The following is a 23,111-nucleotide window of genomic DNA, read 5'->3' as shown; positions in this document are numbered from 1 at the left end:
CGGATGCGCTCGAATGCTCGTAATAGGGCAGGTTCCGAACCGTCTCAGAGCAGCGTGAGCTGGGTCGGCCCCGTGACCGGCGGCTCCTCGGCCGGCTCGGCGGGCCGGATGCGCCGCGGCATCCCCGCGCGCGTGGGACCGATGCCGTACTCCTCGGCCAGTTCGTGCACCTGACGGGTGATCCGCCGTTGGTACCACTTCGGGGCGTAGGAGCCCTCCGCGTAGAACCGCTCGTAACGGGCCACCAGATACGGATGGTGCTGCCCCAGCCAGGCCATGAACCACTCGCGGGCGCCCGGCCGCAGATGCAGCACCAGCGGTGTCACGGACGTGGCACCGCAGGCGGCGATCGCCCGCACCGTCGCGCGGAGTTGGGCGGGCGAGTCGCTCAGGAACGGGATCACCGGCGCCATCAGCACCCCGCAGCCGATGCCGTGCTCGGCCAGGGTGCGCACCACGTCGAGGCGCCGCTCGGGCGCGGGCGTGCCCGGCTCGACGGTGCGCCACAGCTCCTGGTCGGTGAAACCGACCGACACGGAGATGCCGACGTCGGTCACCTGTGCCGCCTGCTCGATCAGTTCGAGGTCGCGCAGGATGAGCGTGCCCTTGGTGAGGATCGAGAAGGGGTTGGCGTGGTCGCGCAGCGCCGCGATGATGCCCGGCATCAGCCGGTAGCGGCCCTCGGCGCGCTGGTAGCAGTCGACGTTGGTGCCCATCGCGATGTGCTCGCCCTGCCAGCGGCGCGAGCCGAGCTGCCGGCGCAGCAGCTCCGGCGCGTTGGTCTTCACCACGATCTGGCTGTCGAAGCCGAGGCCCGTGTCGAGGTCCAGGTAGCTGTGCGTCTTGCGCGCGAAGCAGTACACGCACGCGTGCGAGCAGCCCCGATAGGGGTTGACCGTCCACTGGAACGACATCCGCGAGACCGCCGGCACCCGGTTGATGATCGAGCGGGCCCGGATCTCGTGGAAGGTGATCCCGCGGAACTCCGGCGTGTCGAAGGTTCGCGTGGTCACCGCGTCCGCGCCGAACAGCGCGGCATCGGCCCGGCCGTGTTCGGAGTCCGATGTGAGGTTCTCCCAGCGCATGACGCCTCCTCGGTAGCACTGACCACAGAATAGAACACATGTTCCCTTGATCGTGCGAGGGTGTTTTCCGAACGCGTTCGACCGATTCGGCCACCCCGATTTGGGGGGCCGGGCGGCGGGGTGGTTGGCTTGCCCCGACCCCCGAGCAACCAGGTCCTGGAGGAAAGCGATGGCGCAGGTCGAAGCCACTACGGAGCGGATCGTCGCGGCGGACGCGGAGACGGTGTTCGACGCCCTCGCCGACTACAACGGCACGCGCGCGAAGCTGCTGCCCGAGCAGTTCAGCGAGTACGAGGTCCGGGAGGGCGGGGACGGCGAGGGCACCCTCGTCCACTGGAAGCTCCAGGCCACCAGCAAGCGCGTGCGCGACTGCCTCCTGGAGGTCAGTGAGCCCACCGACGGGGAGCTGGTCGAGAAGGACCGCAACTCCTCCATGGTCACCACCTGGCGGGTCACCCCGGCCGGCGAGGGCAAGTCCCGGGTCGTCGTGACCACCACCTGGACCGGGGCCGGCGGCATCGGCGGCTTCTTCGAGAAGACCTTCGCCCCCAAGGGCCTCGGCCGTATCTACGACGTGATGCTCACCAAGCTCGCCGCCGAGGTCGAGAAGTAGCCCTCCCAAGACGCGGACAGGACAGGGGTGTTGCCGCCCCTCACCGGTTCGGGTGATCTCCGTACGGCTCGCTCCTGCGCCGTAACTCGTCGCGCTTGCTCGTAGTTGTCGCTTTTACGCGGGAATTGCGCGGCAGCGCGACGAGGGGAGCGGTGAGTGGGCGGGATCACTCTGGCGCAGGACGAACCGGCGGTGGCACCTCCCGAGACCCCCGCACCGCCGCCGGAACCGGACACCGGGCCCAGCACCCGCCGGGTCCGGCTGGTCTTCTTCGCGCTCATGCTCGCCCTGCTCCTGGCCGCCCTGGAGCAGATGATCGTCGCCACCGCGCTCCCGAAGATCGTCGGTGAACTGCACGGCCTGGACCGCATGTCCTGGGCCATCACCGCCTACCTGCTCACCGCCACCGTCGGACTGCCGATCTACGGCAAGCTCGGCGACCTCCTCGGCCGCAAGGGCGTCTTCCAGTTCGCGATCGTCGTCTTCGTCGCCGGCTCCGCGCTCGCGGGGCGGGCGCAGACCATGGACCAGCTGATCGCCTTCCGCGCCCTGCAGGGCGTCGGCGCGGGCGGCCTCATGATCGGTGTCCAGGCGATCATCGCGGACATCGTGCCGCCCCGGCGGCGCGGCCGCTACATGGGCCTGATCGGCGCTGCCTTCGGTCTCGCCTCCGTGGCCGGGCCGTTGCTCGGCGGCTACTTCACGGACCACCTCTCCTGGCGCTGGTGCTTCTACGTCAACGTCCCCTTCGGCCTGGTCACCCTCGTCGTCGTCGCCGTCGCGCTGAAGCTCCCCAAACCGGCAGCCAGGGCCCGGCTGGACGTCCTCGGCGCGCTGCTGCTGACCGCCGCCTCCACCTGCCTGGTCCTGCTGACCAGCTGGGGCGGCACCGAGTACGCCTGGGGCTCGCGCGTGATCCTCGGCCTCGCGGCCGGAGCGGCGGCGGCGACCGTCCTCTTCCTCGTCACCGAGCACTTCGCCGTCGAACCCCTCATCCCTCTGCGGCTGTTCAGGGACTCCGTCTTCAACGTCACCGGCCTGGTCGGCCTGGTGGTCGGCGTCGGGCTGTTCGGCGCCGCCGGCTATCTGCCGACGTACCTGCAGATGGTCGACGGGGCCTCCGCCACCGAGTCGGGCCTGCTCATGCTGCCGATGATGGGCGGCATCGTCGGCGCCTCGGTCGTCGTCGGCCGGCTCATCAGCCACACCGGCCGTTACAAGGCCTACCCGGTCCTCGGCGGCATCCTCTCCGTCGTGGGCATGTGGCTGCTCTCCCGGCTGGAGGTGGGCACGCCCCGGCTGCACTACAGCATCTGGATGGCCGTCCTCGGCGCCGGCATCGGCATGGTGATGCCGGTGCTGATCCTCGCCGTGCAGAACTCCGTGCGCCCGGCCGACCTCGGCACGGCCACCAGCGCCAACAACTACTTCCGGCAGATCGGCGGCAGCGTCGGAGCCGCCGTCTTCGGCACCCTCTTCGCCGGCCGGCTCACCGACGCCCTCGCCGAGCGCCTGCCCGCCCGCGCGGGCACCGGGCTGCCGGACCCCGAGTCCATCACCCCGCAGCTGGTGCACGCCCTGCCCCCGGCCCTGCGCGACGACTACATCCGGGCGTACGCCGACGCCATGCCGCGGATCTTCCTCTACCTGGTGCCGGTGCTCGTCCTCGGACTGGTCATCGCCCTCTTCCTCAAGGAGAAACCCCTGGTGTCCCACAACGCCTCCGTCACCGCCCCGGACACGGCGCCGGGGACGATCCCGCAGGCCCGGGCGTACGCAGCCGGCGGGCCCGTGTGCGGCTCGGTGCAGCACCACGACGGGACCGTCGTGCCCCGCGCGGCGCTCACCCTCATCGACGCCACCGGGCAGCAGACCGGACGCGGCGCCAGCGGAGAGGACGGGCGCTACGCACTGGCCACCCCGGGGCCGGGCTCGTACGTGCTGATCGCCACGGCCGGCGGCCACCAGCCGCAGGCGGTCTCCGTGACCGTCGGCGAACGCCCCGTCGAACTCGACATCGTCCTCGGCGGCGCAGGAAACCTGATCGGCACCGTCGTCACCGCCGACGGCACGCCCGTACGGGACGCCACCGTCACGCTCACCAACGTGCACGGCGAGGTCGTGGCCACCACCCGCAGCGGCCGGGAGGGCGGCTACGTCATCACCGATCTGGTCGCCGGCGAGTACACCCTCGCCGCCAGTGCGCCCGCCTTCCGCCCGGCCGCGCTCCCCGTCACCGTCCAGGCCGCGCGCGAGACCCGCCGGGACATCGAACTGGCCGGTGGCGCCGTGCTGCGCGGCACCGTCCGGGCGGGCGGCGGCCGGCCCGTCGAGGACGCGCGCGTGACGCTGCTCGACGTGGCGGGCAACGTCGTCGACACCCTCACCACCGGCGCCGACGGCACATTCCGCTTCGTCGACCTGTCCTCCGGCGAGTACACCGTCATCGCCGCCGGCTACCCGCCCGTGGCCACCGTGCTCCAGGTCGCCGGAGGAGGCCGTACCGAGCGGGATCTCCAGCTGAGCCACGAGGACTGAACGGGCACCGGCCGAGGGCCTGACAGCACCGGCGCACGGGGTCGTACGCCGGTGCGCACCCCGCGTGGGCAATTCCCGCATTGCCTCACATCGCCACCGGCGGGCGCCGTACGGTGGTGACGCGGCACAGATCTTGCGTGGGCGGGGAGAGAGGGCCTGGGCCATGGACCGTGGCACCGACAGGGCTGAGCAGGGCGCGGCGACGGAACCCGCCGAGCCCGGCCGCGTCCCCCTGGCCGTCGTCGTGGTCGACCGCGACGGCCTCGTGTCCCACTGGAGCCGCGGCGCACGGCGCCTGTTCGGCACGCCCAAGGAAGAAGCGATCGGCCGTACCGCCCTCGACCTGCTCCCCGTCTCAGGCGCCCTGCCCGAGGAACAGGACACCTCGTACGACGCCTTCGACGGTCTCGGCCCCGACCTCGAATCCTCCCTCGGCGGAGGGCTCTCGTACCCGGCGGCGGGCCGCGCCCGGCTCAGCGCCCCCGGGGACGGCCGCGTCGATGTCCTGTGGTGGGCCTACCCGCTGGTGGGCCCCGGGCCCGAGCGGCTGCTCGTACTGGCCGCCGACGCGGACGGGCTGCGGGCGGGTGACGGGACGTTCGAGCGGATCGCGCCCGGTTTCGCGCTGCACACCGACTTCCCCGGGGCGGAGGAGCTCGCCCGCCGCCTCCCCGAGATCATGCCCAGCATGAGCGTCGGCGAGAGCGCCCGGATCGTCGGGCAGATCCTCGAACTCGGCTACCCCGTTCTGGAGTTCAGCCAGAACGACCGGGTTCCCGTCACTCCCGACTGGGGCGTGGCCCGGCGCGCCGAGCGCAAGGCGCGCCGCGAACGGGCCGCGCGGGCCCTGGCCGCCGGTGAACCCGTGCCGGAGGAACTGCGGGACGAGGGCGAGGACCTCGAATACGCCGCCGTCCGTGAGCGCCTGGAGTTCCTCAACGAGGTCAGCGGCCGCATCGGCACCTCCCTCGACCTGTCCCGCACGATCATCGAGGTCAGCAGGGCGGTCGTGCCCCGCTTCACCGATGTCGCCGGGACGTACCTGCGCGAACAGGTGGTCGCGGGCGAGGAGTTCGCGGACGGCGTGCCCGACACGACCACGATGTGGCACCGGGTCGCCGTCGAGCACACCGACGAACCCGGCCGCTGGGACGACGTCGTCCCCGTCGGCGAGGCCATGCCGTTCCCGGCGCACACGCCGTTCTTCCAGTGCATGACCAGCGGCGAACCCGTCCTCGTGCCGCGCATCAGCGAGGAGATGGGGCACGCCATCGCCGCGCAGTTCGAGAAGCGCGACATCCGGCCCCTCATCACGGGCCGCTCCATGCTGGTCGTGCCCCTCAAGGCCCGCAACGTCGTGCTCGGCTTCATGATCCTGCTGCGGCACCCGGAGCGGCCCGTCTTCAACGACATGGACCGCGTCACCGGCGCCGAACTCGCCGCCCGCGCGGGCCTCGTGCTCGACAACGCGCGCATGTACACCTTCCAGGAGAACGTTGCCGAGACGCTCCAGGACAGCATGCTGCCGCACATCCCGCCCCGCATGGCCGGCTGTGACATCGCCACCCGCTATCTGCCGGGCACGCTGCTCGGGCGGGTCGGCGGCGACTGGTTCGACGCGGTGAAACTGCACGGCGGGCGCACCGCGTTCGTCGTCGGCGACGTCATGGGCCACGGACTGAACTCGGCCGCGATGATGGGCCAGTTACGCACGGCCGTGCAGACCATGGCCGGGCTCGACCTGCCGCCCGCCCAGCTGCTGCGCAACCTCGACGACCTCGCCCAGCGCCTCGGCGACACCTACCTCGCGACCTGCCTCTACGCCGTCTACGACCCGATCGCGAGCGAGCTCCACCTCGCCAACGCCGGGCACATCCCGCCCGTCCTGGTCCGGGCCGGAGACGGCCGCAGCGAACTGCTGGACCTGCCCACGGGCGCGCCCATCGGCGTCGGGGGAGTGCCCTTCGAGGCGGTACGCGTGCGCGTGGAGCCCGGCGACCGGCTGGTGATGTGCACCGACGGGCTGGTCGAGGTGCGCGGCGAAGACATCGGAGTGGGCCTCGCGACGCTCTGCGAGTCGGCCGCCCACCCGGCCGCGTCCATGGACGACGCCTGCGACACCATCATCCGCGCCCTCAACACCCGCGGCGGCCGCAAGGACGACGTGGCCCTGCTGATGGCCCGCCTGAACGGCATCGAGCCGGACGACGTGGCCGAATGGCGCCTCGCCCTCGACCCGGCCGAGGTGGGCCGGGCCCGCGCGGCGGTCCGCGAACAACTGCACGAGTGGGGCCTGGCGAAGCTGGTCGCGCCCGCCGAGCTCATGGCCGGCGAACTCGTCACCAACGCCGTACGGCACTCCCACGCCCGGCCCGTCGAACTGCGCCTGGTCCGCGGCGACACCCTGCTGTGCGAGGTGGACGACGACGACCACGAGCTGCCGACGCTGCTCAACGCGGGCCCGCTCGACGAGGCCGGGCGTGGTCTGCGCGTCGTCAGCACCCTGTCCCGCGAGTGGGGGACCAGCCGGACCACGGCCGGCAAGACGGTCTGGTTCGAGCTGACGCTGCCGCGCCGCTGAACACCCCAGGGCGCACGGGACGTGAAGGTACGTGCCGCGTTCTTGTGGCCGGGACCGGGGCGCGATACACCGTACTCGCCCGTCGTACGGCGGGATTCGTACGCACCCCTGGGGAGTGGGCCATGAGCGTGACGAGTCGGTACCGGGAGGCCTGGGAGGGATTCTGGCGTGAGGCGTCCGCCGAACCCGGGGCGGTGTTCTGGGACGCGGAACCGGTCCTGACCGTGGGCCCGCACCTCGCCCTCTTCGAGCCGTATCTGACCGATCCCACGCTGCCGCTGGTGGATCTCGGCTGCGGCAACGGCACACAGACCCGCTACCTCGCCGACCGCTTCCCGCGGGTCCTGGGCGTCGACCTGTCCGCCGCGGCCCTTGATCACGCCCGGCGCTCGGATCCGGCGGGACAGGCCGCCTACCGGCAGCTGGACGCCGCCGGGAAGGACGAGGCCCAGGCCCTGCACGCGGAGCTCGGTGACACCAACGTCTACATGCGGGGCGTCCTGCACCAGTGCGAGCCGGACGACCGGCAGCCCTTGGTCGACGGCATCGCCACGCTGGTCGGCGACCGCGGCCGCGCCTGCCTGGTGGAGCTCTCGGGCGCCGCCAAGCAGGTGCTGGCGGGCCTGGCGGGCGATCCGGGCGGCCCGCCGCCCAAGCTCGCGCCCGTGTTCCGGCACGGCCTCGCGCCCGGCGAGGTCTCGGACGAGGCCGTGCCCGAGTACCTGCGCTCGGCCGGCCTCACCGTCCTGGCGAGCGGCCGGCTGCCTCTGAAGACCACGGAGTACCGGCCCGACGGCACCCGCATCGAGCTGCCCTCGACCTGGCTGGTGGCGGGGCGTACGGCCTGAGGCGGAGCGGTCGGCGGCGGTCGCTGCCCGGCCGGCCGGCCGGGCAGGACGGGTACCGGGCCACGCCGGACGCCGTCTGGTGGACGACGGATTTGTCGGTGTACGGTCACTCTGCTCCGTCCTTGCACCCGTTTCCCCCGCGGAGGACAGCCATGCCCTGGTTACGGACGCTGGTCGCCTCGGCGGTGTCGACGGTGCTGGTCGGCGCAGCGGCCGTCACGACCGCCGCCGCGCCGGACCATCGCGGGGTCCGGGACAGCGTGCACACCGCGGGACGGGTCAAGGACGCCGGTGACGTGCTCCAGTACAGCTGGCCCGGCGTCTACTTCGAGGGCCGGGTGCGGGGCACCGGGGTGGGTGTCGTGCTCGACGACCCGGCCGCCGACTACGACGTCCAGGTCGACGGAGCCACCGTCGCGACCCTCGTGACGCCGGGGAGAACCACCCACTGGGTGAGCGGCCTGCGCGACGGCGTGCACACCGTCCGGCTCGTCAAGCGCAACGACACCCCGTGGAGCACCAGCGCCTTCGGCGGCTTCGTCGCCGCTCCCGGCGGTGCCGTCCTGGCCCGGCCGGCCGCGCGCAGCCGCCAGATCGAGTTCATCGGCGACTCCCTCACGGCCGGCTACGGAAACCTCTCGACCTCCCGCGACTGCGACGGAGAGCAGCTGAAGCGCACCACCAACGCCGACGTGAGCTACGGCGCCCTCACCGCCCGGGGCATGCGCGCCGACTACCAGATCAACGCGTACTCGGGCCAGGGCATGGTGCGCAACTACAACGGCGGCTCCCCGGAGGTGAACTACCGCACCTTCTACGACCGTGCGCTGCTGAACGTGCCCGGCGACGTCTGGCGGAACCCGGGCACCTGGCGGCCGCGGCTCGTGGTGGTCCACCTCGGCACGAACGACTTCTCGACCCCCGTCAACCCGGGCGAGCCGTGGACGGACGAGAGCCTCGCCGCCGCCTACCGCAGCGCCTACAGCGACTTCCTCGTCAAGCTGCGGGGGCGCTACGGGCCCGCGACGACCATCCTGGCCGCGGGCACGGGCCCGTTCGCCGGCCATGTCGAGCACGTCGTCCGGGAACGCACCGCCGCGGGCGACCGCGGGGTCCGCTACTGGCCCCTCGACAGCACCGGCCTGGATCACACCGGCTGCCACTGGCACTACTCGGCCCGCGACCACCGGCTGCTGGCCGACCGCCTCACCGCGTTCCTCGCCGACCTGCCGATCCGTTGGTGACCACCACGTAGCCGGTTGCGCCCGCAGCGCGTAGCGTGACGAACCATGAACATCTCCGCCCCGGACGGCTCGTCATGAGAATCCTCATCAGCGCCGACATGGAGGGCGCCACCGGCGTCACCTGGCCCGAAGACGTGGTGCCGGGGGCCTCCCAGTGGGAGCGCTGCCGCTCACTGTTCACCTCCGACGTCAACGCCGCCGTACGGGGCTTTTACGACGGCGGCGCCGACGAGGTGATCATCAACGAGGCGCACTGGTCGATGCGCAACCTGCTGCTGGAGCAGCTCGACGACCGCGCCCAGCTGCTCACCGGCCGGCACAAGGCGCTGTCCATGGTGGAGGGCGTGCAGCACGGCGACGTCGACGGCATCGCGTTCGTCGGCTACCACGCGGGTGCCGGCATGGAGGGCGTCCTCGCCCACACCTATCTCGCGAACCAGATCACGGGTGTCTGGGTGAACGACGTACGGGCGAGCGAGGGGCTGCTCAACGCCCATGTCGTCGCCGAGTACGGGGTGCCGGTCGTGCTGGTCACCGGGGACGACATCGCCTGCGAGGACGCGCTCGGGTACGCGCCCGAGGCGCTCAAGGTCGCGGTGAAGGACCATGTCTCGCGCTACGCGGCGGTGTGCCGTACACCCGCTCGGACCGCGGCCGAGATCCGGGCGGCGGCGAAGGAGGCGGCCGCGCTGGCGGTCCGTCACGAACCCGTGCGCGGCGGCCCGTTCACCGTGGCCGTGGAGTTCGACGCGGAGCACCTGGCGCTGGCCGCCACCGTCGTGCCGGGTGTGGACCGGATCGGGGAACGGAAGGTGGCCTGCACGAGCGAGACCATGTACGAGGGCATCCGCGCCTTCAAGGCGGTCACCACGATCGTCTCGGCCGCGGTGGAGGAGCAGTATGGCTGAGCAGGTGGACGCGCCCGCGCTGGACGAGGTCGTGACGTTCACGTCCGACCTCATCAGGATCGACACCACCAACCGGGGCGGCGGCGACTGCCGGGAGCGGCCCGCCGCCGAGTACGCCGCCGCACGGCTCGCCGAGGCCGGCGTCGAACCGGTCCTGCTGGAGCGCACCGAGGGGCGGACCAACGTCGTCGCCCGGATCGAGGGCACCGACCCCTCGGCCGACGCCCTGCTGCTCCACGGCCATCTGGACGTCGTGCCCGCCGCGGCCGCCGACTGGAGCGTGCACCCCTTCTCCGGGGAGATCCGCGACGGGGTGGTCTGGGGACGCGGGGCCGTCGACATGAAGAACATGGACGCGATGATCCTGGCCGTCGTGCGCGGCTGGGCCCGGCAGGGAGTCCGGCCCCGCCGGGACATCGTCGTCGCGTTCACCGCGGACGAGGAGGCCAGCGCCGAGGACGGCTCCGGGTTCCTCGCCGACGAGCACCCCGAACTGTTCGACGGCTGCACCGAAGGCGTCAGCGAGTCGGGCGCCTTCACCTTCCACGATGGCAGCGGACGGCAGATCTACCCGATCGCCGCCGGGGAACGCGGCACCGCCTGGCTGAAGCTCACCGCCCGCGGACGCGCCGGGCACGGCTCCAAGGTCAACCGGGACAACGCCGTCACCCACCTCGCGGGCGCGATCGCGCGGATCGGCGCGCACGAGTGGCCGCTGCGGCTCACCCCGACCGTGCGCGCCGCGCTCACGGAACTCGCCGCGATCTACGGCATCGAGACCGGCCTCACCGACGTGGACGCGCTGCTGGACAAGCTCGGCCCGGCCGCGGCGCTCGTCGAGCCGACCCTGCGCAACAGCGCCAACCCGACCATGCTGGACGCCGGTTACAAGATCAACGTCATTCCCGGGGAGGCCGTGGCGCACGTGGACGGCCGGTACATGCCCGGCGGCGAGGAGGAGTTCCGCAGCACCCTCGACCGGCTCACCGGGCCGGACGTGGACTGGGAGTTCCACCACCGTGAGGTCGCCCTTCAGTCGCCGGTGGACTCGGCGACGTTCGCGGGCATGCGGGCCGCCGTCGAGGAGTTCGCGCCGGAGGGCCACGTCGTGCCGTTCTGCATGTCCGGCGGCACCGACGCCAAGCAGTTCTCCCGCCTCGGCATCACCGGCTACGGCTTCACCCCGCTGAAGCTGCCGGACGGTTACGACTACGCGGCCATGTTCCACGGGGTCGACGAACGGGTACCGGTCGAGGCGCTGCACTTCGGTGTCCGCGTACTCGACCGGTTCCTGCGGACGGCCTAGGAGAGTGGGGGAGACGGTGCGGACGCTGGCCTACGGGGCGTGGCCCTCGCCCATCGACGCGGCCCTGACAGCCGCGCACGACGGGCACCCGGAGTACGTGGGCTTCGTCGGCGACGAGGTGTGGTGGACCGAGCCGCGCCCCGCCGAAGGCGGCCGGCGCACCCTGGTACGGCGGCACGCCGACGGCCGGGAGGAGTGCCTGCTGCCCGCGCCGTGGAACGTGCGCAGCCGGGTCATCGAGTACGGCGGGCACCCGTGGGCCGCCCTGGCCGGTGAGGCCGGACCGCTGGTGGTGTTCGTGAACTTCGCCGACCAGCGCCTGTACCGCTGCGAGCCGGGCGGTGAACCCCGCCCGCTCACCCCCGTGTCCCCGGTGGCCGGGGGCCTGCGCTGGGCGGAGCCGCTGCCGCTGCCCGAACGGGGCGAAGTGTGGTGCGTGCTGGAGGAGTTCACCGGTGACGGGCCCGGAGACGTGCGCCGCGTCCTGGCCGCCGTACCGCTGGACGGGTCCGCGGCCCGGGACCGGGGTGCCGTCCGCGAACTCACCGACGGACGGCACCGGTTCGTCACCGGGCCGAAGCTCTCGCCTGACGGGCGGCGGGCCGCCTGGCTCGCCTGGGACCATCCGCGCATGCCCTGGGACGGCACCGAGCTGCTCCTCGCCGAGGTCGCGTCCGACGGCACCCTGCGCGACGCCCGGACCGTGGCCGGCGGCCCCGGCGAGGCCATCGCCCAGGCCGACTGGACCCGCGACGGCCGGCTGCTGCACGCGAGCGACCGCACCGGCTGGTGGAACCTCTACCTCGACGGGGAGCCGGTGTGCCCGCGCGAGGAGGAGTTCGGCGGCGCGCTGTGGAAGCTGGGTTCGAGATGGTTCACGCCGCTCGACAGCGGGCTGATCGCCGTCGTGCACGGCCGGGGCGCCACCGCCCTCGGCGTCCTGGACCCCGAGACCGGCGAGGTCGTCGACGCGGCCGGGCCCTGGACCGAGTTCGCCCCCACCCTCGCCGCCCACGGCGAACGGGTCGTCGCCGTCGGGGCCAGCCCGCGCAGCGCCTACGAGGTCGTGGAGCTGGACGCCCGCACCGGCCGGGCCCGGGTCGTCGGAGCCGAGCACGACGACGCCGTCGATCCCGCGTACTACCCCGAGCCGCAGATCCGCACCTTCACCGGCCCCGACGGACGCGACATCCACGCCCACATCTACCCGCCGCACCACCCCGGCTGCGTCGCACCCGGCGACGAACTGCCGCCCTACGTCGTCTGGGCGCACGGCGGGCCCACCGGCCGGGCCCCGCTCGTGCTCGACCTGGAGATCGCCTACTTCACCTCGCGCGGCATCGGCGTCGCCGAAGTGAACTACGGCGGCTCCACCGGATACGGCCGCCCGTACCGGGAGCGGCTGCGCGAGCAGTGGGGCGTGGTGGACGTCGAGGACTGCGCCGCGGTCGCCCTGGCCCTCGCCGACGAGGGCACCGCCGACCGCGGCCGGCTCGCCGTCCGGGGCGGCAGCGCGGGCGGCTGGACCGCGGCCGCCTCGCTCACCACGACCGACGTCTACGCCTGCGGCACCATCAAGTACCCGATCCTGGACCTGGCCGGCTGGGGCGCGGGGGAGACCCACGACTTCGAATCGCGGTACCTGGAGGGCCTGATCGGGCCGCTCGACGAGGTGCCCGCCCGGTACGCGGAGCGCTCGCCCGCCGCCCACGCCGACCGCCTCACCGTGCCGTTCCTGCTGCTCCAGGGCCTCGACGACGTGATCTGCCCGCCCGTCCAGTGCGAGCGGTTCCTGGCCCGCCTGGAGGGCCGGAGGGTGCCGCACGCCTATCTCGCCTTCGAGGGGGAGGGGCACGGCTTCCGGAAGGCGGAGACCATGGTGCGCGCCCTCGAGGCCGAACTCTCCCTCTACGCCCAGGTGTTCCGCCTGGATCCGCCCGGTGTCCCCACCCTGGAGCTCGCCAAGTGAACCCGCTGGTACGACCGCCCCGGCTCGCCCCCGGCGCCCGTGTCGCCGTCGTCGCGCCCAGCGGGCCCGTGCCCGAGGAACGCCTCCAGGCCGGGCTCGAGATCCTGCGCGGCTGGGACCTCGACCCCGTGGTGGCGCCCCATGTGCTCGCACGCCACGGACGGCTGGACTACCTGGCCGGGGCCGACGAGGAGCGGGCCGCCGACCTCCAGAGCGCCTGGTGCGATCCGTCCGTCGCGGCCGTGCTGTGCGCCCGGGGCGGGTACGGGGCCCAGCGCATGGTCGACCTGCTCGACTGGGCGGCGATGCGGGCGGCGGGCCCGAAGGTGTTCACCGGGTTCAGCGATGTCACCGTCCTGCACCAGGCCTTCGCCACCCGCCTGGGCCTGGTCACCCTGTACGGGCCCGCCGCCGCCGGCGTCGACTTCCTCAAGAACGCCCGGGCCCAGGAGCACCTGCGGGCCACCCTCTTCGAGCCGGAGTCCGTACGGACCCTGACGGCCGTGTCCCCGGGCGGCACCGCACTGGTCCCGGGCCGCACCCGGGGTGTCACCCTGGGCGGGTGCCTGAGCCTGCTCGCGAGCGACCTCGGCACCCCGCACGCCCACCCCGGGGCGCGCGGCGGGCTGCTGCTGGTGGAGGACGTCGGCGAGAGCCCGTACCGCCTGGACCGGTACCTGACCCAACTCCTGCGCGCCGGCTGGCTCGACGGGGCCGCCGGGATCGTGCTCGGCTCCTGGGAGGCGTGCGGCCCGCGCGAGGGGCTGCGCGCGGTCTTCGCCGACCGGCTCGGCGGCCTGGGCGTACCCGTCGTGGAGGAGTTCGGGTTCGGGCACGGCGAGGGAGCGCTGACCATGCCCCTCGGGGTCCGGGGCGAACTGGACGCCGGGGCGGGCACGTTGACGCTGGACGAACCGGCCCTGAGCTGAGCGGGCCACTCCGAGCGCACCCAGAACTCCGCCGACGCGGCCGACAAGCCCGCCCTGTTCGCCAAGCTCTACGACATCGCCCCCAAGAGCTTTCGGCAACCGGGGATCAAGGCCGTGACCGTGATCAGCGGGCCGCGGGACACCGGGGTGCTCCGGCTGCCGGTCGCCGACTCCTGACGCCCCGACTGGGGAGGGACAGCCCGCGCGGTTACTGTGGCGGGGTGCCGCACCACGCATCCCGCCACCTCGCCGAAGGCCCCCGGGTGGGCATACGCCACTTCACCTACGAGGACGGTGCCGAGTTCACCGCCCGCGCCCGGGAGAGCAAGGACCTGCACCACCCGTGGCTCTTCCCGCCCACCACGGCACAGGCGTACACCGCCTACGCGGGCCGGCTGATCGAGGACCCGTCCAAGGCCGGGTTCCTGGTCTGTGAGAAGAGCGACGGGGCCATCGCCGGGTTCATCAACATCAACAACATCGTCGAGGGCGGCTTCCAGTCCGGGGCGCTGGGCTACGGCGCCTTCGCGCACGCCGCCGGGCGCGGGCTGATGCGCGAGGGACTGGACCTCGTCGTGGGTCACGCGTTCGGCCCGCTGCGGCTGCACCGGCTGGAGATCAACGTCCAGCCGGGGAACGCCGCGTCGATCGCGCTGGCCCGCGGCTGCGGGTTCCGCCTGGAGGGCTTCTCGCCGAAGATGCTCTTCGTCGACGGGGCCTGGCGCGACCACGAACGCTGGGCGATCACCACCGAGATGATCAACCCGCCGAGGCCACGCTGAGCCCCGGCGGCACCTACGCCTGGCGGTCCACGTACTCGTAGACCGACCCGTCCGGATGCAGGGCGATCAGATTGCGGCCCGCCGGTGAGGCGATCGGGCCCGCGACGATGTGGGCCCCCAGTCCGGTCAGCACCTTGTGGGTCTCCTCGACGTCCGTCACGGCGATCGTCGCGGCGACCTTGCGCAGCACCTCCAGTTCGGCCGGGGGACCGCTCATCAGCAGGAAGCAGCCGATCGCCGCCACCTGGACACCTCCCCGCTCGAAGCGCTGGGCTCTGCCGCCCGCCAGCCGCTCGTAGAAGGGGATCGCGGTCTCGAGGTCGTCGACGCAGACGCGCAGTGTGGCACCCAGAATCTCCATGCGGCGAAGCCTAGTTACGCGCAGGGGGGCGAGGGTACCCGACCGGGCATGAAGCCGTTGGATCACCTGGAGCATCTGGACAAGCACCTGGTCGACGAGCTGGCACAGGTGGCGCGCGAGACCGTACGGGACGAACTGCGCGAGCAGACGCGCAAGCAGCGCCGCAAGGCCGCCCTGTACGCCGCGTCCGGCGCGCTCGCCCTGTACGCGGGCGCGGCCCTCGCGCTCGCCGTGGGACTGGCCCTCGCGCTCGGCCTGCCCGACTGGGCCGCCGCGCTGATCACCGCCGTCATCCTGGGCGCCCTGGCCTATGTGCTGCGCGGCATGGCCCGGCCGTCCCGGCCGGGTCCGGAGCACGCGGCCGGCATGGCACCGGGCGGGGACAGCGCCCGGCGGACCGCGGCCGGGGCGGTCGGCGGCATGCCGTACCCGCCCGTGCCGCCGGCCCCGCCCGCCGAAGCGGCCACCCCGGGCCCCGTCCCGCCGCGGCCGCCGCAGGACCCGGACGTACCCCACCGCGGGGCGTGATGCCGGGTGCGCACGGCAGGAACATCGCACCAGCGCGGCCGTGTGGTCGTGGTGACCGGAGCCAGTGGCGGTGTCGGACGGGCCACGGTCCGGGCCTTCGCCGCCCGCGGCGACAAGGTCGCCCTGCTCGCCCGCGGGCGTGAGGGACTCGCCGCCGCGGCGGACGAGGTGGAGCGCGCCGGGGGCGAGGCACTCGTCGTCGGCGTGGACGTCTCCGACGCCAAGGCCGTCGACGACGCCGCCCAGCAGGTCGTGGACGCCTACGGCCACATCGACGTCTGGGTCAACAACGCCTTCACCGGGGTGTTCGCGCCGTTCACGGACGTCGCCCCGGACGAGTTCCGCCGCGTGACCGAAGTGACCTACCTGGGTTATGTGTTCGGCACCCGGGCCGCCCTGCGCCACATGCTGCCGCGCGACCGCGGCACCATCGTGCAGGTCGGCTCCGCGCTCGCCTACCGGGGCATCCCGCTGCAGTCGGCGTACTGCGGGGCCAAGCACGCGATCCAGGGGTTCAACGAGTCGCTGCGCTGCGAGCTGCTGCACGCGCGCAGCGGGGTGCGGACGACGATGGTGCAGCTGCCGGGCCTCAACACCCCGCAGTTCGACTGGGTGCTGAACCGGATGCCGGGGCGGGCCCGGCCCGTCGCGCCCGTCTACCAGCCGGAGGTCGCGGCCCGGGCGATCGTGCACGCGTCGTCGCACGCGCGGCGCCGGGAGTACTGGGTGGGCGGCTCCACGGCCGCCACGCTCCTCGCCAACGCGGTCGCCCCCGGGCTGCTGGAACGCTACCTGGCCCGCACCAACGTCGACGCGCAGCAGGAGGACGGCCGGCCCGAGGGCCCGGCGAACCTGTGGTCACCGGCGGACGGCCCGCACGGACGGGACTTCGGCGCGCACGGGCGCTTCGACGACGAGTCCACCGATACCGGCCCACAGCAGTGGCTGTCGCGGAACCGCGGGTGGATGGGCGCGGCCCTCACCGCCGGGGCCGCCGCCCTCGCGGCCCGCAAACTGACCGCGCCCGCCCGCGGCTGACCGGCCGCCAAGCGCTCCGCGCGGTGTCTACCGCGCCCCCTCGTCGAGGCAGCCCCGCAGACTGACCCCGCCCGCCTGTGGCCGGCCGTCGGCTACGCGCTCCGCGCGGTGCCCTCGGCGCCGTCGAGGAAGCGCAGCAGCACGGCCGCCTCCGCCCGCAGCCGTTCGGCGCGGTCCGCGTGGGCGGGGGCGGTCAAGCGCGCCGCCGCCTCCAGCCGTTCGGCGGCCTCCGCACGCACGAGATCCACCGTCTCGCGCTCGCTGAGCTCGCGCCGGGCCGCCTCGGTGGCACCGGCACCGACCGGTGAGGCCTCCAGAGCGGCGGCACGCGGCGCACTCTCGTCCAAGGGCACCGCCTCGGCGTTGTCCAGCGTCGCCAGGGTGGCGCGCAGGGCACTCACCGCGGCCTTGTCCCGGGCCCGCATCGCTTCCGGCAGGGCGTCACGCATACGAAGACGTACAGACATGCCGGCGACTGTAGGCGGCCCGGTACGGGGCCGTCTCCGGATTTCCCGGGGCGTGCGTCAGGCGGCCTGCTGGAGCTGCGGCAGCACCTTGGTGCGGTAGAAGTCGAAGAAGCCGCGCAGGTCCGGCCCGATCTGGTTCACGTAGACCCGGTCGAAACCCGCGTCGGCGAACTGCCTCAGCTCCGCCACGTGCTCGTCCACGTCGTCGCCGCACACCCGGTTCGCGCGCACCATGTCCTCGGTGACGAGCTGCTGCGCCTGCTCGAAGTGCCTGGGGGAGGGCAGCACCTGGCCGAGCTCGCCCGGCAGCTGCTCGTTCGCCCAGAGCCGGTGGACGGTCCGGACGGCCTCGTCCTTGTCGGTGTCGTAGCAGACCTTGGTGCCGCCGCTGACGAGCTTTCCGCCGCCTCCGCCCTTGCGGTACTGCTCCACCATCGCCTCGTCCGGCATGACCGTGATGTAGCCGTCGCCCACGCGGGAGGCGAGCTGCGTCGCGGCGGGGCCGAAGCCGGAGATGTCGATCGGGATCGGCTCCTCCGGAATCGTGTACAGACGGGCGTTCTCGACCGTGTAGTGCGGGCCGTGGTGGTTGACCTCCTCGCCGGTGAACAGCCGGCGCATCACCTGGATGGCCTCCTCCAGCATGTCGAGACGGACGTGAGCCGGCGGCCAGTGGTCGCCCAGGATGTGTTCGTTGAGCGCCTCGCCGGAGCCGACGCCGAGCCGGAAGCGGTTGTCCGTCATCACCGCGCTGGTCGCCGCGGCCTGCGCCACGACCGCCGGGTGCATGCGCACGGTCGGGCAGGTCACCGCCGTCTCGACCGGCAGGGACACCGCCTCCGACAGCGCGCCGATCACCGACCACACGAACGGGCTCTGGCCCTGTTCGTCGTTCCAGGGGTGGTAGTGGTCCGAGATCCACAGTGCCTGGAACCCGGCCTGCTCGGCCATCCGCGCCTGCTCGATCAGCTCGGCGGGTCCGTACTGCTCGCACGACAGGAAGTAACCGTATTCGGCCATGGGGGAGTGCCTCCGCGACGTCGGCGGTCCGTATCCCGAACCGGGTTACCCGGGCGCGGGGCCGGAAACCGGCGGCGTCGGGGCCGGTGGCTCCCGGCCGACGTTTGGGTGCCCAGGCCAGGGGGACGCGGAAGGCTCCCGAGCTACGCGACAGCGCCGGAGGCGAGCGACCGTGAGTCGACCCCGCATCCTGATCGTCGGTGCCGGCTTCGCCGGGTACCGCACGGCCCGCACCCTGTCCCGGCTCACCCGGGGCCGGGCCCACATCACCCTGCTCAATCCGACCGACTACTTCCTGTACCTGCCCCTGCTGCCCCAGGTCGCCGCGGGCATCCTGGAGCCGCGCCGGGTCACGGTCTCCCTCTCCGACTCGCTGCCGGACGTCCGGCTGGTGCTGGGGGAGGCCGACCGGATCGACCTCGACGACGGCACCCTGCACTACACCGGTCCCGAGGGCGAGGAAGGCTCGCTCTCCTACGACCGGCTGGTGCTGGCCGCGGGCAGCGTCAACAAGCTGCTGCCCATCCCCGGGGTCGCCGAGCACGCGCACGGCTTCCGGGGGCTGCCCGAGGCGCTGTACCTGCGCGATCACGTGACCCGGCAGGTGGAGCTCGCGGCTTCTTCCGACGACCCGAAGGCGTGCGCCGCGCGCTGCACCTTCGTGGTGGTCGGCGCCGGGTACACGGGCACGGAGGTCGCCGCGCACGGGCAGATGTTCACCGACGCGCAGGTGCGCAAGCACCCGCTGCGGCGGGGCATGCGGCCGCGCTGGATGCTGCTGGACGTGGCGCCGCGGGTGCTGCCCGAGATGGACGAGAAGCTCTCCGCGACCGCCGACCGGGTGCTGCGGCAGCGGGGCGTCGACGTACGGATGGGGACCTCCGTGAAGGAGGCCACCCACGACGGGGTCGTGCTGACCGACGGCGAGTTCGTCGAGACCCGGACGCTGGTGTGGTGCGTGGGCGTGCGCCCCGACCCGCTGGTCGAGTCCCTCGGGCTGCCGATGGAGAAGGGACGGCTGCTCGTCGACCCGCACCTTCAGGTGCCGGGCCGGCCGGAGCTGTTCGCCTGCGGTGACGTGGCCGCCGTACCCGATCTGGAGAACCCGGGGAGCTATACGCCGATGACCGCGCAGCACGCCTGGCGGCACGGCAAGGTCGCGGCGGAGAACGTCGCCGCGTCGCTCGGTCTCGGCGGGGCGCGCAAGCCCTACCGCCATCGTGACCTGGGTTTCGTCGTCGACCTGGGCGGGGCGAAGGCCGCCGCCAACCCGCTCGGCGTGACCCTGTCCGGCGTACCGGCGGGTGCGGTGACGCGCGGCTACCACCTCGCCGCGATGCCCGGGAACCGGGTCCGGGTCGCGGCCGACTGGCTGCTGGACGCCGTACTGCCGCGCCAGGCCGTGCAGTTGGGGCTCGTACGGTCCTGGTCGGTGCCGCTGGACACGTCGTCGCCCGAGGTGGCCCGGGTGGCGGGCGGACCCGCGCGACGGCAGGGGGCGGACGTCCGGTCCGGGCCGGGGGCGGCGCTCGCGGCCGACACGGACGGGCCCCCCGATGAGCCCGCGAAGGGGCAGCCCGGATCCGGGACGACGCAGGTGCGACCCGGATCCGGGGCCGCGCAGCCGCGGTCCGAGGCCGAGACGGCGAAGGGCCGTCCGGCCGCGGGCCCGCCCGGCTCCGGGCACGGCCAGTTGCGAACGGAGTCCGAGACGGCGAAGGGCCGTCCGGCCGCGGCGACCGCGGAGACTGCCCACGGGCCGGCGAGGAACCAAGCCGGTGGTGAGCCGACCGAGAAGCAGCCCGGCGCCGAGCCTGCGGGGAACCAGCCGGGTGGCGAACCCGCCAAGAATCAGCCCGGCGGTGAGCCCGCGAAGAACCAGCCCGGCGGTGAACCCGCGAAGAACCAGCCCGGCGGTGAACCCGCGAAGAACCAGCCCGGCGGTGAGCCCGCCAAGAACCAGCCCGTGCCCGCGCCGCCGCCCGGCCCGTCGAGCCCTGGGCATGCCGCCCCCGGGCCCGTCAAACGAACCGACGTCCCGGACGACTCCGCGAAAGGAGACTCATGAACACCGGTGAACTCACCGACCTCGGACAGCAGCTGCGGGTGGACAGCGTCCGCGCCGCCGCGGCGGCGGGCTCCGGGCACCCGACGTCCTCGATGTCCGCCGCCGACCTGATGGCTGTCCTCTTCGCGCACCACCTCCGCTACGACTTCGACCGCCCCGCCCACCCCGGCAACGACCGCTTCGTCCTCTCCAAGGGCCACGCCTCCCCCCTGCTGTACTCCGCGTACAAGGCGGCCGGCGCCATCGACGACGAAGAGCTGCTCACCTTCCGCAAGCTCGGCAGCCGCCTCGAAGGGCACCCCACCCCGCAGCGCCTGCCGTGGGTCGAGACGGCCACCGGCTCGCTCGGGCAGGGCCTGCCGGTCGGGGTCGGCATCGCGCTGGCCGGCAAGCGGCTGGACCGCACCGGCTACCGCACGTGGGTGCTGTGCGGCGACAGCGAGCTGGCCGAGGGATCCGTCTGGGAGGCCGCCGAGCACGCCGGGTACGAGCACCTCGACAACCTCACCGTGATCGTCGACGTCAACCGGCTCGGCCAGCGCGGCCCCACCCGGCACGGCCACGACCTGGACGCCTACGCCCGCCGCTTCCAGGCCTTCGACTGGCACACCATCGAGGTCGACGGCCACGACGTGGACGCCGTCGACCGGGCCTACGGCGAGGCCGCGTCCACCAAGGGCCAGCCCACCGCGATCCTCGCCCGCACCCTCAAGGGCAAGGGCGTCGAGGGCGTCCAGGACCGCGAGGGCCTGCACGGCAAGCCGCTGCCGGAGGCCGAGGAGGCCATCACCGCCCTCGGCGGCCCCCGCGACCTCCGCGTCCGGGTCCAGGAACCGCCCGCCGCCCGCATGCTGCACTCCGTCCACACCGGCGACTTCGAACTCCCGAGGTGGGACAAGGGTGAGGAGGTCGCCACCCGCAACGCCTTCGGTGAGGCGCTCACCGCCCTCGGCACCGGCCGCGGCGACATCGTCGCCCTGGACGGCGAGGTCGGCGACTCCACCCGCGCCGAGTTCTTCGCCAAGGAGCACCCCGACCGCTACTTCGAGTGCTACATCGCCGAGCAGCAGCTCGTCGCCTCGGCGGTCGGGCTCGCGTCCCGCGGCTGGGTGCCGTACGCCGCCACCTTCGCGGCCTTCCTGACCCGCGCGTACGACTTCATCAGGATGGCGTCGATCAGCGGCTCCGGCATCAACCTCGTCGGCTCGCACGCGGGCGTCGCCATCGGCCAGGACGGGCCCAGCCAGATGGGGCTGGAGGACCTGGCGATGATGCGGGCGGTGCACGGCTCGACCGTGCTGTACCCGTGCGACGCCAACCAGACCGCACGGCTCGTCGGCGCGATGGCCGGCCTGGAGGGCGTCCGCTACCTGCGCACCTCGCGCGGCGAGAGCCCGGTGATCTACGCCCCCGACGAGGAGTTCCCGGTCGGCGGCAGCAAGGTGCTGCGCTCCTCCGGCGAGGACCGGCTGACCCTCGTGGCTGCGGGCGTCACCGTGCACGAGGCGCTGGCCGCCGCCGAGGCCCTGGAGCAGGAGGGCATCGCGGTGCGGGTGATCGACCTGTACTCCGTGAAGCCCGTCGACCGGGCCACCCTGCGCCGGGCCGCCGAGGAGACCGGCTGCCTGGTGACCGTGGAGGACCACCACCCCGAGGGCGGCATCGGGGACGCGGTCCTCGACGCCTTCACCGACGGGCGCCCCGTACCGCGCCTGGTACGGCTCGGCGTACGGAGCATGCCGGGCTCGGCCTCCCCGGAGGAGCAGCTGCGCGCCGCGGGTATCGACGCGGAGTCCGTCGCGGCGGCCGGACGGCTGCTGGTCGAGGAGGCGGTCGTGCGGTGAGCGGCGGCGACGGCACACGCAGGGTGCGGGCGGGCCGCCGCACGGTGGAGGTGCACCGGCCGGACAAGGTGCTCTTCCCCGGCGGCGGCGACGCCAAGGAGTACACCAAGGGCGACCTCGTGGACTACCACCGGGCCGTCGCGCCCTTCATGCTGCCGCACCTGCGCGGCCGGCCGCTGATGCTGGAGCGGCACCCCGACGGCATCGACGGCCCGACGTTCATGCAGAAGAACACCCCGGACCACTACCCCGAGTGGATCCCCCGTGTCGAGGTGACCAAGGAGGGCGGCACCGTCCGCCACGCCGTCTGTGACGACACCGCGACCCTCCTCTACCTGGCCGACCAGGCGAGCATCACCCTGCACCGCTGGCTGTCCCGCGCCGACAGCGTCGACCACCCCGACCGGCTGGTGTTCGACCTCGACCCGTCGGGGGACGACTTCGAGGCCGTGCGCGAGGCTGCCACGCTGCTCGGGGAACTGCTCGACGAGCTCGACCTGCCCTCGGCGCTGATGACCACCGGCTCGCGCGGGCTGCACGTGATCGTGCCGCTGAACGGCCGGCACGACTTCGACGAGGTGCGCGCCTTCGCCCGGGACGTCGCCGACACCCTCGCGGGCGCCCACCCCGACCGGCTCACCACCGCCGCCCGCAAGAAGGAACGCGGTGAGCGGCTCTACCTCGACATCCAGCGCAACGCCTACGCCCAGACCGCCGTCGCGCCCTACACGGTCCGCCCCCGCCCGGGCGCCCCGGTGGCCACCCCCATCACCTGGGACCAGCTGGACGACCCGGAGCTGCACGCCCGCCGCTGGACCATCGCCGACGCCGTCGAGCAGGCCCGGACCAACCCCTGGTCAGGCCTGCTGAACCGCGGCCGGGCGCTGGGACCGGCCCGGCGGCGGCTGAACGCCCTGCGCGACTGAGGCACCCCCGCCGCCGGCCGGACGGGTGGCAGATGCATGCGCCTGGAGAGGTTTGG

19 protein-coding genes are annotated in these 23,111 nt (G+C 73.3%); 15 read left to right on the top strand and 4 right to left on the bottom strand.

All coding sequences use genetic code 11. The annotated features are described in order from the left end of the window. Positions 1 to 44 precede the first annotated feature (44 nt). The gene (locus HNR57_RS03100) at positions 45 to 1,085 is read right to left on the bottom strand and encodes an Rv2578c family radical SAM protein (RefSeq protein ID WP_184555458.1); all 1,041 of its coding nucleotides are present in this window, start codon (positions 1,083 to 1,085) and stop codon (positions 45 to 47) included. Positions 1,086 to 1,254: 169 nt separating this feature from the next. Here HNR57_RS03100 and HNR57_RS03095 point away from each other — a divergent pair, with 169 nt between their 5' ends. From HNR57_RS03095 to HNR57_RS03050, 10 genes are all read left to right on the top strand, one after another. After that, positions 1,255 to 1,698, top strand: coding sequence for an SRPBCC family protein (locus HNR57_RS03095; RefSeq protein WP_184555455.1), 444 nt, complete (start codon positions 1,255 to 1,257; stop codon positions 1,696 to 1,698). Positions 1,699 to 1,854: 156 nt separating this feature from the next. Then, entirely contained in the window at positions 1,855 to 4,236 is a 2,382-nt protein-coding gene (locus HNR57_RS03090) for an MFS transporter (protein ID WP_184555452.1), read from the top strand. A gap of 163 nt (positions 4,237 to 4,399) precedes the next feature. After that, positions 4,400 to 6,817 (top strand): ATP-binding SpoIIE family protein phosphatase, encoded by a 2,418-nt coding sequence (locus HNR57_RS03085; protein ID WP_184555449.1) that lies wholly within the window; start codon positions 4,400 to 4,402, stop codon positions 6,815 to 6,817. A 122-nt stretch (positions 6,818 to 6,939) separates the two neighbouring features. Beyond that, positions 6,940 to 7,665 carry a class I SAM-dependent methyltransferase gene (locus HNR57_RS03080; RefSeq protein WP_184555446.1) on the top strand — a complete coding sequence of 242 codons (726 nt, stop codon included), beginning with the start codon at positions 6,940 to 6,942 and terminating at the stop codon, positions 7,663 to 7,665. Between the two features lie 152 nt (positions 7,666 to 7,817). Then, on the top strand, positions 7,818 to 8,909 hold the full coding sequence (locus HNR57_RS03075) for an SGNH/GDSL hydrolase family protein (protein ID WP_184555443.1): 1,092 nt from the start codon (positions 7,818 to 7,820) through the stop codon (positions 8,907 to 8,909). Positions 8,910 to 8,983: 74 nt separating this feature from the next. Then, positions 8,984 to 9,817 carry a M55 family metallopeptidase gene (locus tag HNR57_RS03070; protein ID WP_184555440.1) on the top strand — a complete coding sequence of 278 codons (834 nt, stop codon included), beginning with the start codon at positions 8,984 to 8,986 and terminating at the stop codon, positions 9,815 to 9,817. Continuing rightward, on the top strand, positions 9,810 to 11,123 hold the full coding sequence (locus tag HNR57_RS03065) for a M20/M25/M40 family metallo-hydrolase (protein WP_184555438.1): 1,314 nt from the start codon (positions 9,810 to 9,812) through the stop codon (positions 11,121 to 11,123). The genes HNR57_RS03070 and HNR57_RS03065 overlap by 8 nt, the downstream gene beginning before the upstream one ends. 4 nt (positions 11,124 to 11,127) lie before the next feature. Continuing rightward, the gene (locus tag HNR57_RS39380; protein ID WP_184555436.1) at positions 11,128 to 13,092 is read left to right on the top strand and encodes a prolyl oligopeptidase family serine peptidase; all 1,965 of its coding nucleotides are present in this window, start codon (positions 11,128 to 11,130) and stop codon (positions 13,090 to 13,092) included. Beyond that, a complete protein-coding gene (locus HNR57_RS39375; RefSeq protein WP_184555434.1) occupies positions 13,089 to 14,021 on the top strand; it encodes a S66 peptidase family protein in 933 nt (310 codons plus the stop codon). The genes HNR57_RS39380 and HNR57_RS39375 overlap by 4 nt, the downstream gene beginning before the upstream one ends. A 221-nt stretch (positions 14,022 to 14,242) precedes the next feature. Then, positions 14,243 to 14,803 (top strand): GNAT family N-acetyltransferase, encoded by a 561-nt coding sequence (locus HNR57_RS03050; protein WP_184555432.1) that lies wholly within the window; start codon positions 14,243 to 14,245, stop codon positions 14,801 to 14,803. Positions 14,804 to 14,816: 13 nt separating this feature from the next. Here HNR57_RS03050 and HNR57_RS03045 read toward each other — a convergent pair whose 3' ends face one another. Further along, the gene (locus tag HNR57_RS03045; protein ID WP_107453794.1) at positions 14,817 to 15,164 is read right to left on the bottom strand and encodes a VOC family protein; all 348 of its coding nucleotides are present in this window, start codon (positions 15,162 to 15,164) and stop codon (positions 14,817 to 14,819) included. Positions 15,165 to 15,212: 48 nt separating this feature from the next. Between HNR57_RS03045 and HNR57_RS03040 the strand changes: the two genes are divergently transcribed. Beyond that, complete coding sequence (locus HNR57_RS03040) at positions 15,213 to 15,692, top strand: phage holin family protein (RefSeq protein ID WP_184555430.1); 480 nt, start codon at positions 15,213 to 15,215, stop codon at positions 15,690 to 15,692. Positions 15,693 to 15,698: 6 nt separating this feature from the next. Beyond that, complete coding sequence (locus tag HNR57_RS03035; RefSeq protein ID WP_184555427.1) at positions 15,699 to 16,730, top strand: SDR family oxidoreductase; 1,032 nt, start codon at positions 15,699 to 15,701, stop codon at positions 16,728 to 16,730. A 92-nt stretch (positions 16,731 to 16,822) separates the two neighbouring features. On the opposite strand, the gene HNR57_RS03030 is transcribed toward HNR57_RS03035, so the two are convergent. Together HNR57_RS03030 and HNR57_RS03025 are read right to left on the bottom strand one after the other, a co-directional pair. Beyond that, positions 16,823 to 17,155, bottom strand: a complete 333-nt coding sequence (locus HNR57_RS03030; protein WP_184556556.1) for a hypothetical protein — start codon at positions 17,153 to 17,155, stop codon at positions 16,823 to 16,825. Between the two features lie 99 nt (positions 17,156 to 17,254). Further along, positions 17,255 to 18,217: an LLM class F420-dependent oxidoreductase gene (locus HNR57_RS03025; RefSeq protein WP_184555425.1), complete on the bottom strand. Its 963-nt coding sequence runs from the start codon at positions 18,215 to 18,217 to the stop codon at positions 17,255 to 17,257. Between the two features lie 172 nt (positions 18,218 to 18,389). Here HNR57_RS03025 and HNR57_RS03020 point away from each other — a divergent pair, with 172 nt between their 5' ends. Genes HNR57_RS03020 through ligD form a run of 3 tightly spaced genes read left to right on the top strand, consistent with a single transcriptional unit; the run spans position 18,390 to position 23,055 of the window. Beyond that, on the top strand, positions 18,390 to 20,285 hold the full coding sequence (locus tag HNR57_RS03020) for an NAD(P)/FAD-dependent oxidoreductase (protein ID WP_184555423.1): 1,896 nt from the start codon (positions 18,390 to 18,392) through the stop codon (positions 20,283 to 20,285). After that, a complete protein-coding gene (locus HNR57_RS03015) occupies positions 20,282 to 22,129 on the top strand; it encodes a transketolase (RefSeq protein WP_184555421.1) in 1,848 nt (615 codons plus the stop codon). Before HNR57_RS03020 ends, HNR57_RS03015 begins: the two co-directional genes overlap by 4 nt. After that, the gene (gene ligD, locus HNR57_RS03010; protein WP_184555419.1) at positions 22,126 to 23,055 is read left to right on the top strand and encodes a non-homologous end-joining DNA ligase; all 930 of its coding nucleotides are present in this window, start codon (positions 22,126 to 22,128) and stop codon (positions 23,053 to 23,055) included. The genes HNR57_RS03015 and ligD overlap by 4 nt, the downstream gene beginning before the upstream one ends. The last annotated feature ends 56 nt before the right edge of the window (positions 23,056 to 23,111 follow it).

The organism is Streptomyces paradoxus, from assembly GCF_014202475.1.
GTDB lineage: Bacteria > Actinomycetota > Actinomycetes > Streptomycetales > Streptomycetaceae > Streptomyces > Streptomyces paradoxus.
This window is presented reverse-complemented; position numbering and strand designations above follow the sequence as displayed.

Bases quoted from the DNA above. Each gene is read 5' to 3' on its own strand.
- HNR57_RS03100 (WP_184555458.1), bottom strand. From the start codon at position 1,085: ATGCGCTGGGAGAACCTCACATCGGACTCCGAACACGGCCGGGCCGAT.
- HNR57_RS03095 (WP_184555455.1), top strand. From the start codon at position 1,255: ATGGCGCAGGTCGAAGCCACTACGGAGCGGATCGTCGCGGCGGACGCG.
- HNR57_RS03085 (WP_184555449.1), top strand. From the start codon at position 4,400: ATGGACCGTGGCACCGACAGGGCTGAGCAGGGCGCGGCGACGGAACCC.
- HNR57_RS03080 (WP_184555446.1), top strand. From the start codon at position 6,940: ATGAGCGTGACGAGTCGGTACCGGGAGGCCTGGGAGGGATTCTGGCGT.
- HNR57_RS03075 (WP_184555443.1), top strand. From the start codon at position 7,818: ATGCCCTGGTTACGGACGCTGGTCGCCTCGGCGGTGTCGACGGTGCTG.
- HNR57_RS03070 (WP_184555440.1), top strand. From the start codon at position 8,984: ATGAGAATCCTCATCAGCGCCGACATGGAGGGCGCCACCGGCGTCACC.
- HNR57_RS03065 (WP_184555438.1), top strand. From the start codon at position 9,810: ATGGCTGAGCAGGTGGACGCGCCCGCGCTGGACGAGGTCGTGACGTTC.
- HNR57_RS03045 (WP_107453794.1), bottom strand. From the start codon at position 15,164: ATGGAGATTCTGGGTGCCACACTGCGCGTCTGCGTCGACGACCTCGAG.
- HNR57_RS03040 (WP_184555430.1), top strand. From the start codon at position 15,213: ATGAAGCCGTTGGATCACCTGGAGCATCTGGACAAGCACCTGGTCGAC.
- HNR57_RS03030 (WP_184556556.1), bottom strand. From the start codon at position 17,155: ATGCGGGCCCGGGACAAGGCCGCGGTGAGTGCCCTGCGCGCCACCCTG.
- HNR57_RS03025 (WP_184555425.1), bottom strand. From the start codon at position 18,217: ATGGCCGAATACGGTTACTTCCTGTCGTGCGAGCAGTACGGACCCGCC.
- HNR57_RS03015 (WP_184555421.1), top strand. From the start codon at position 20,282: ATGAACACCGGTGAACTCACCGACCTCGGACAGCAGCTGCGGGTGGAC.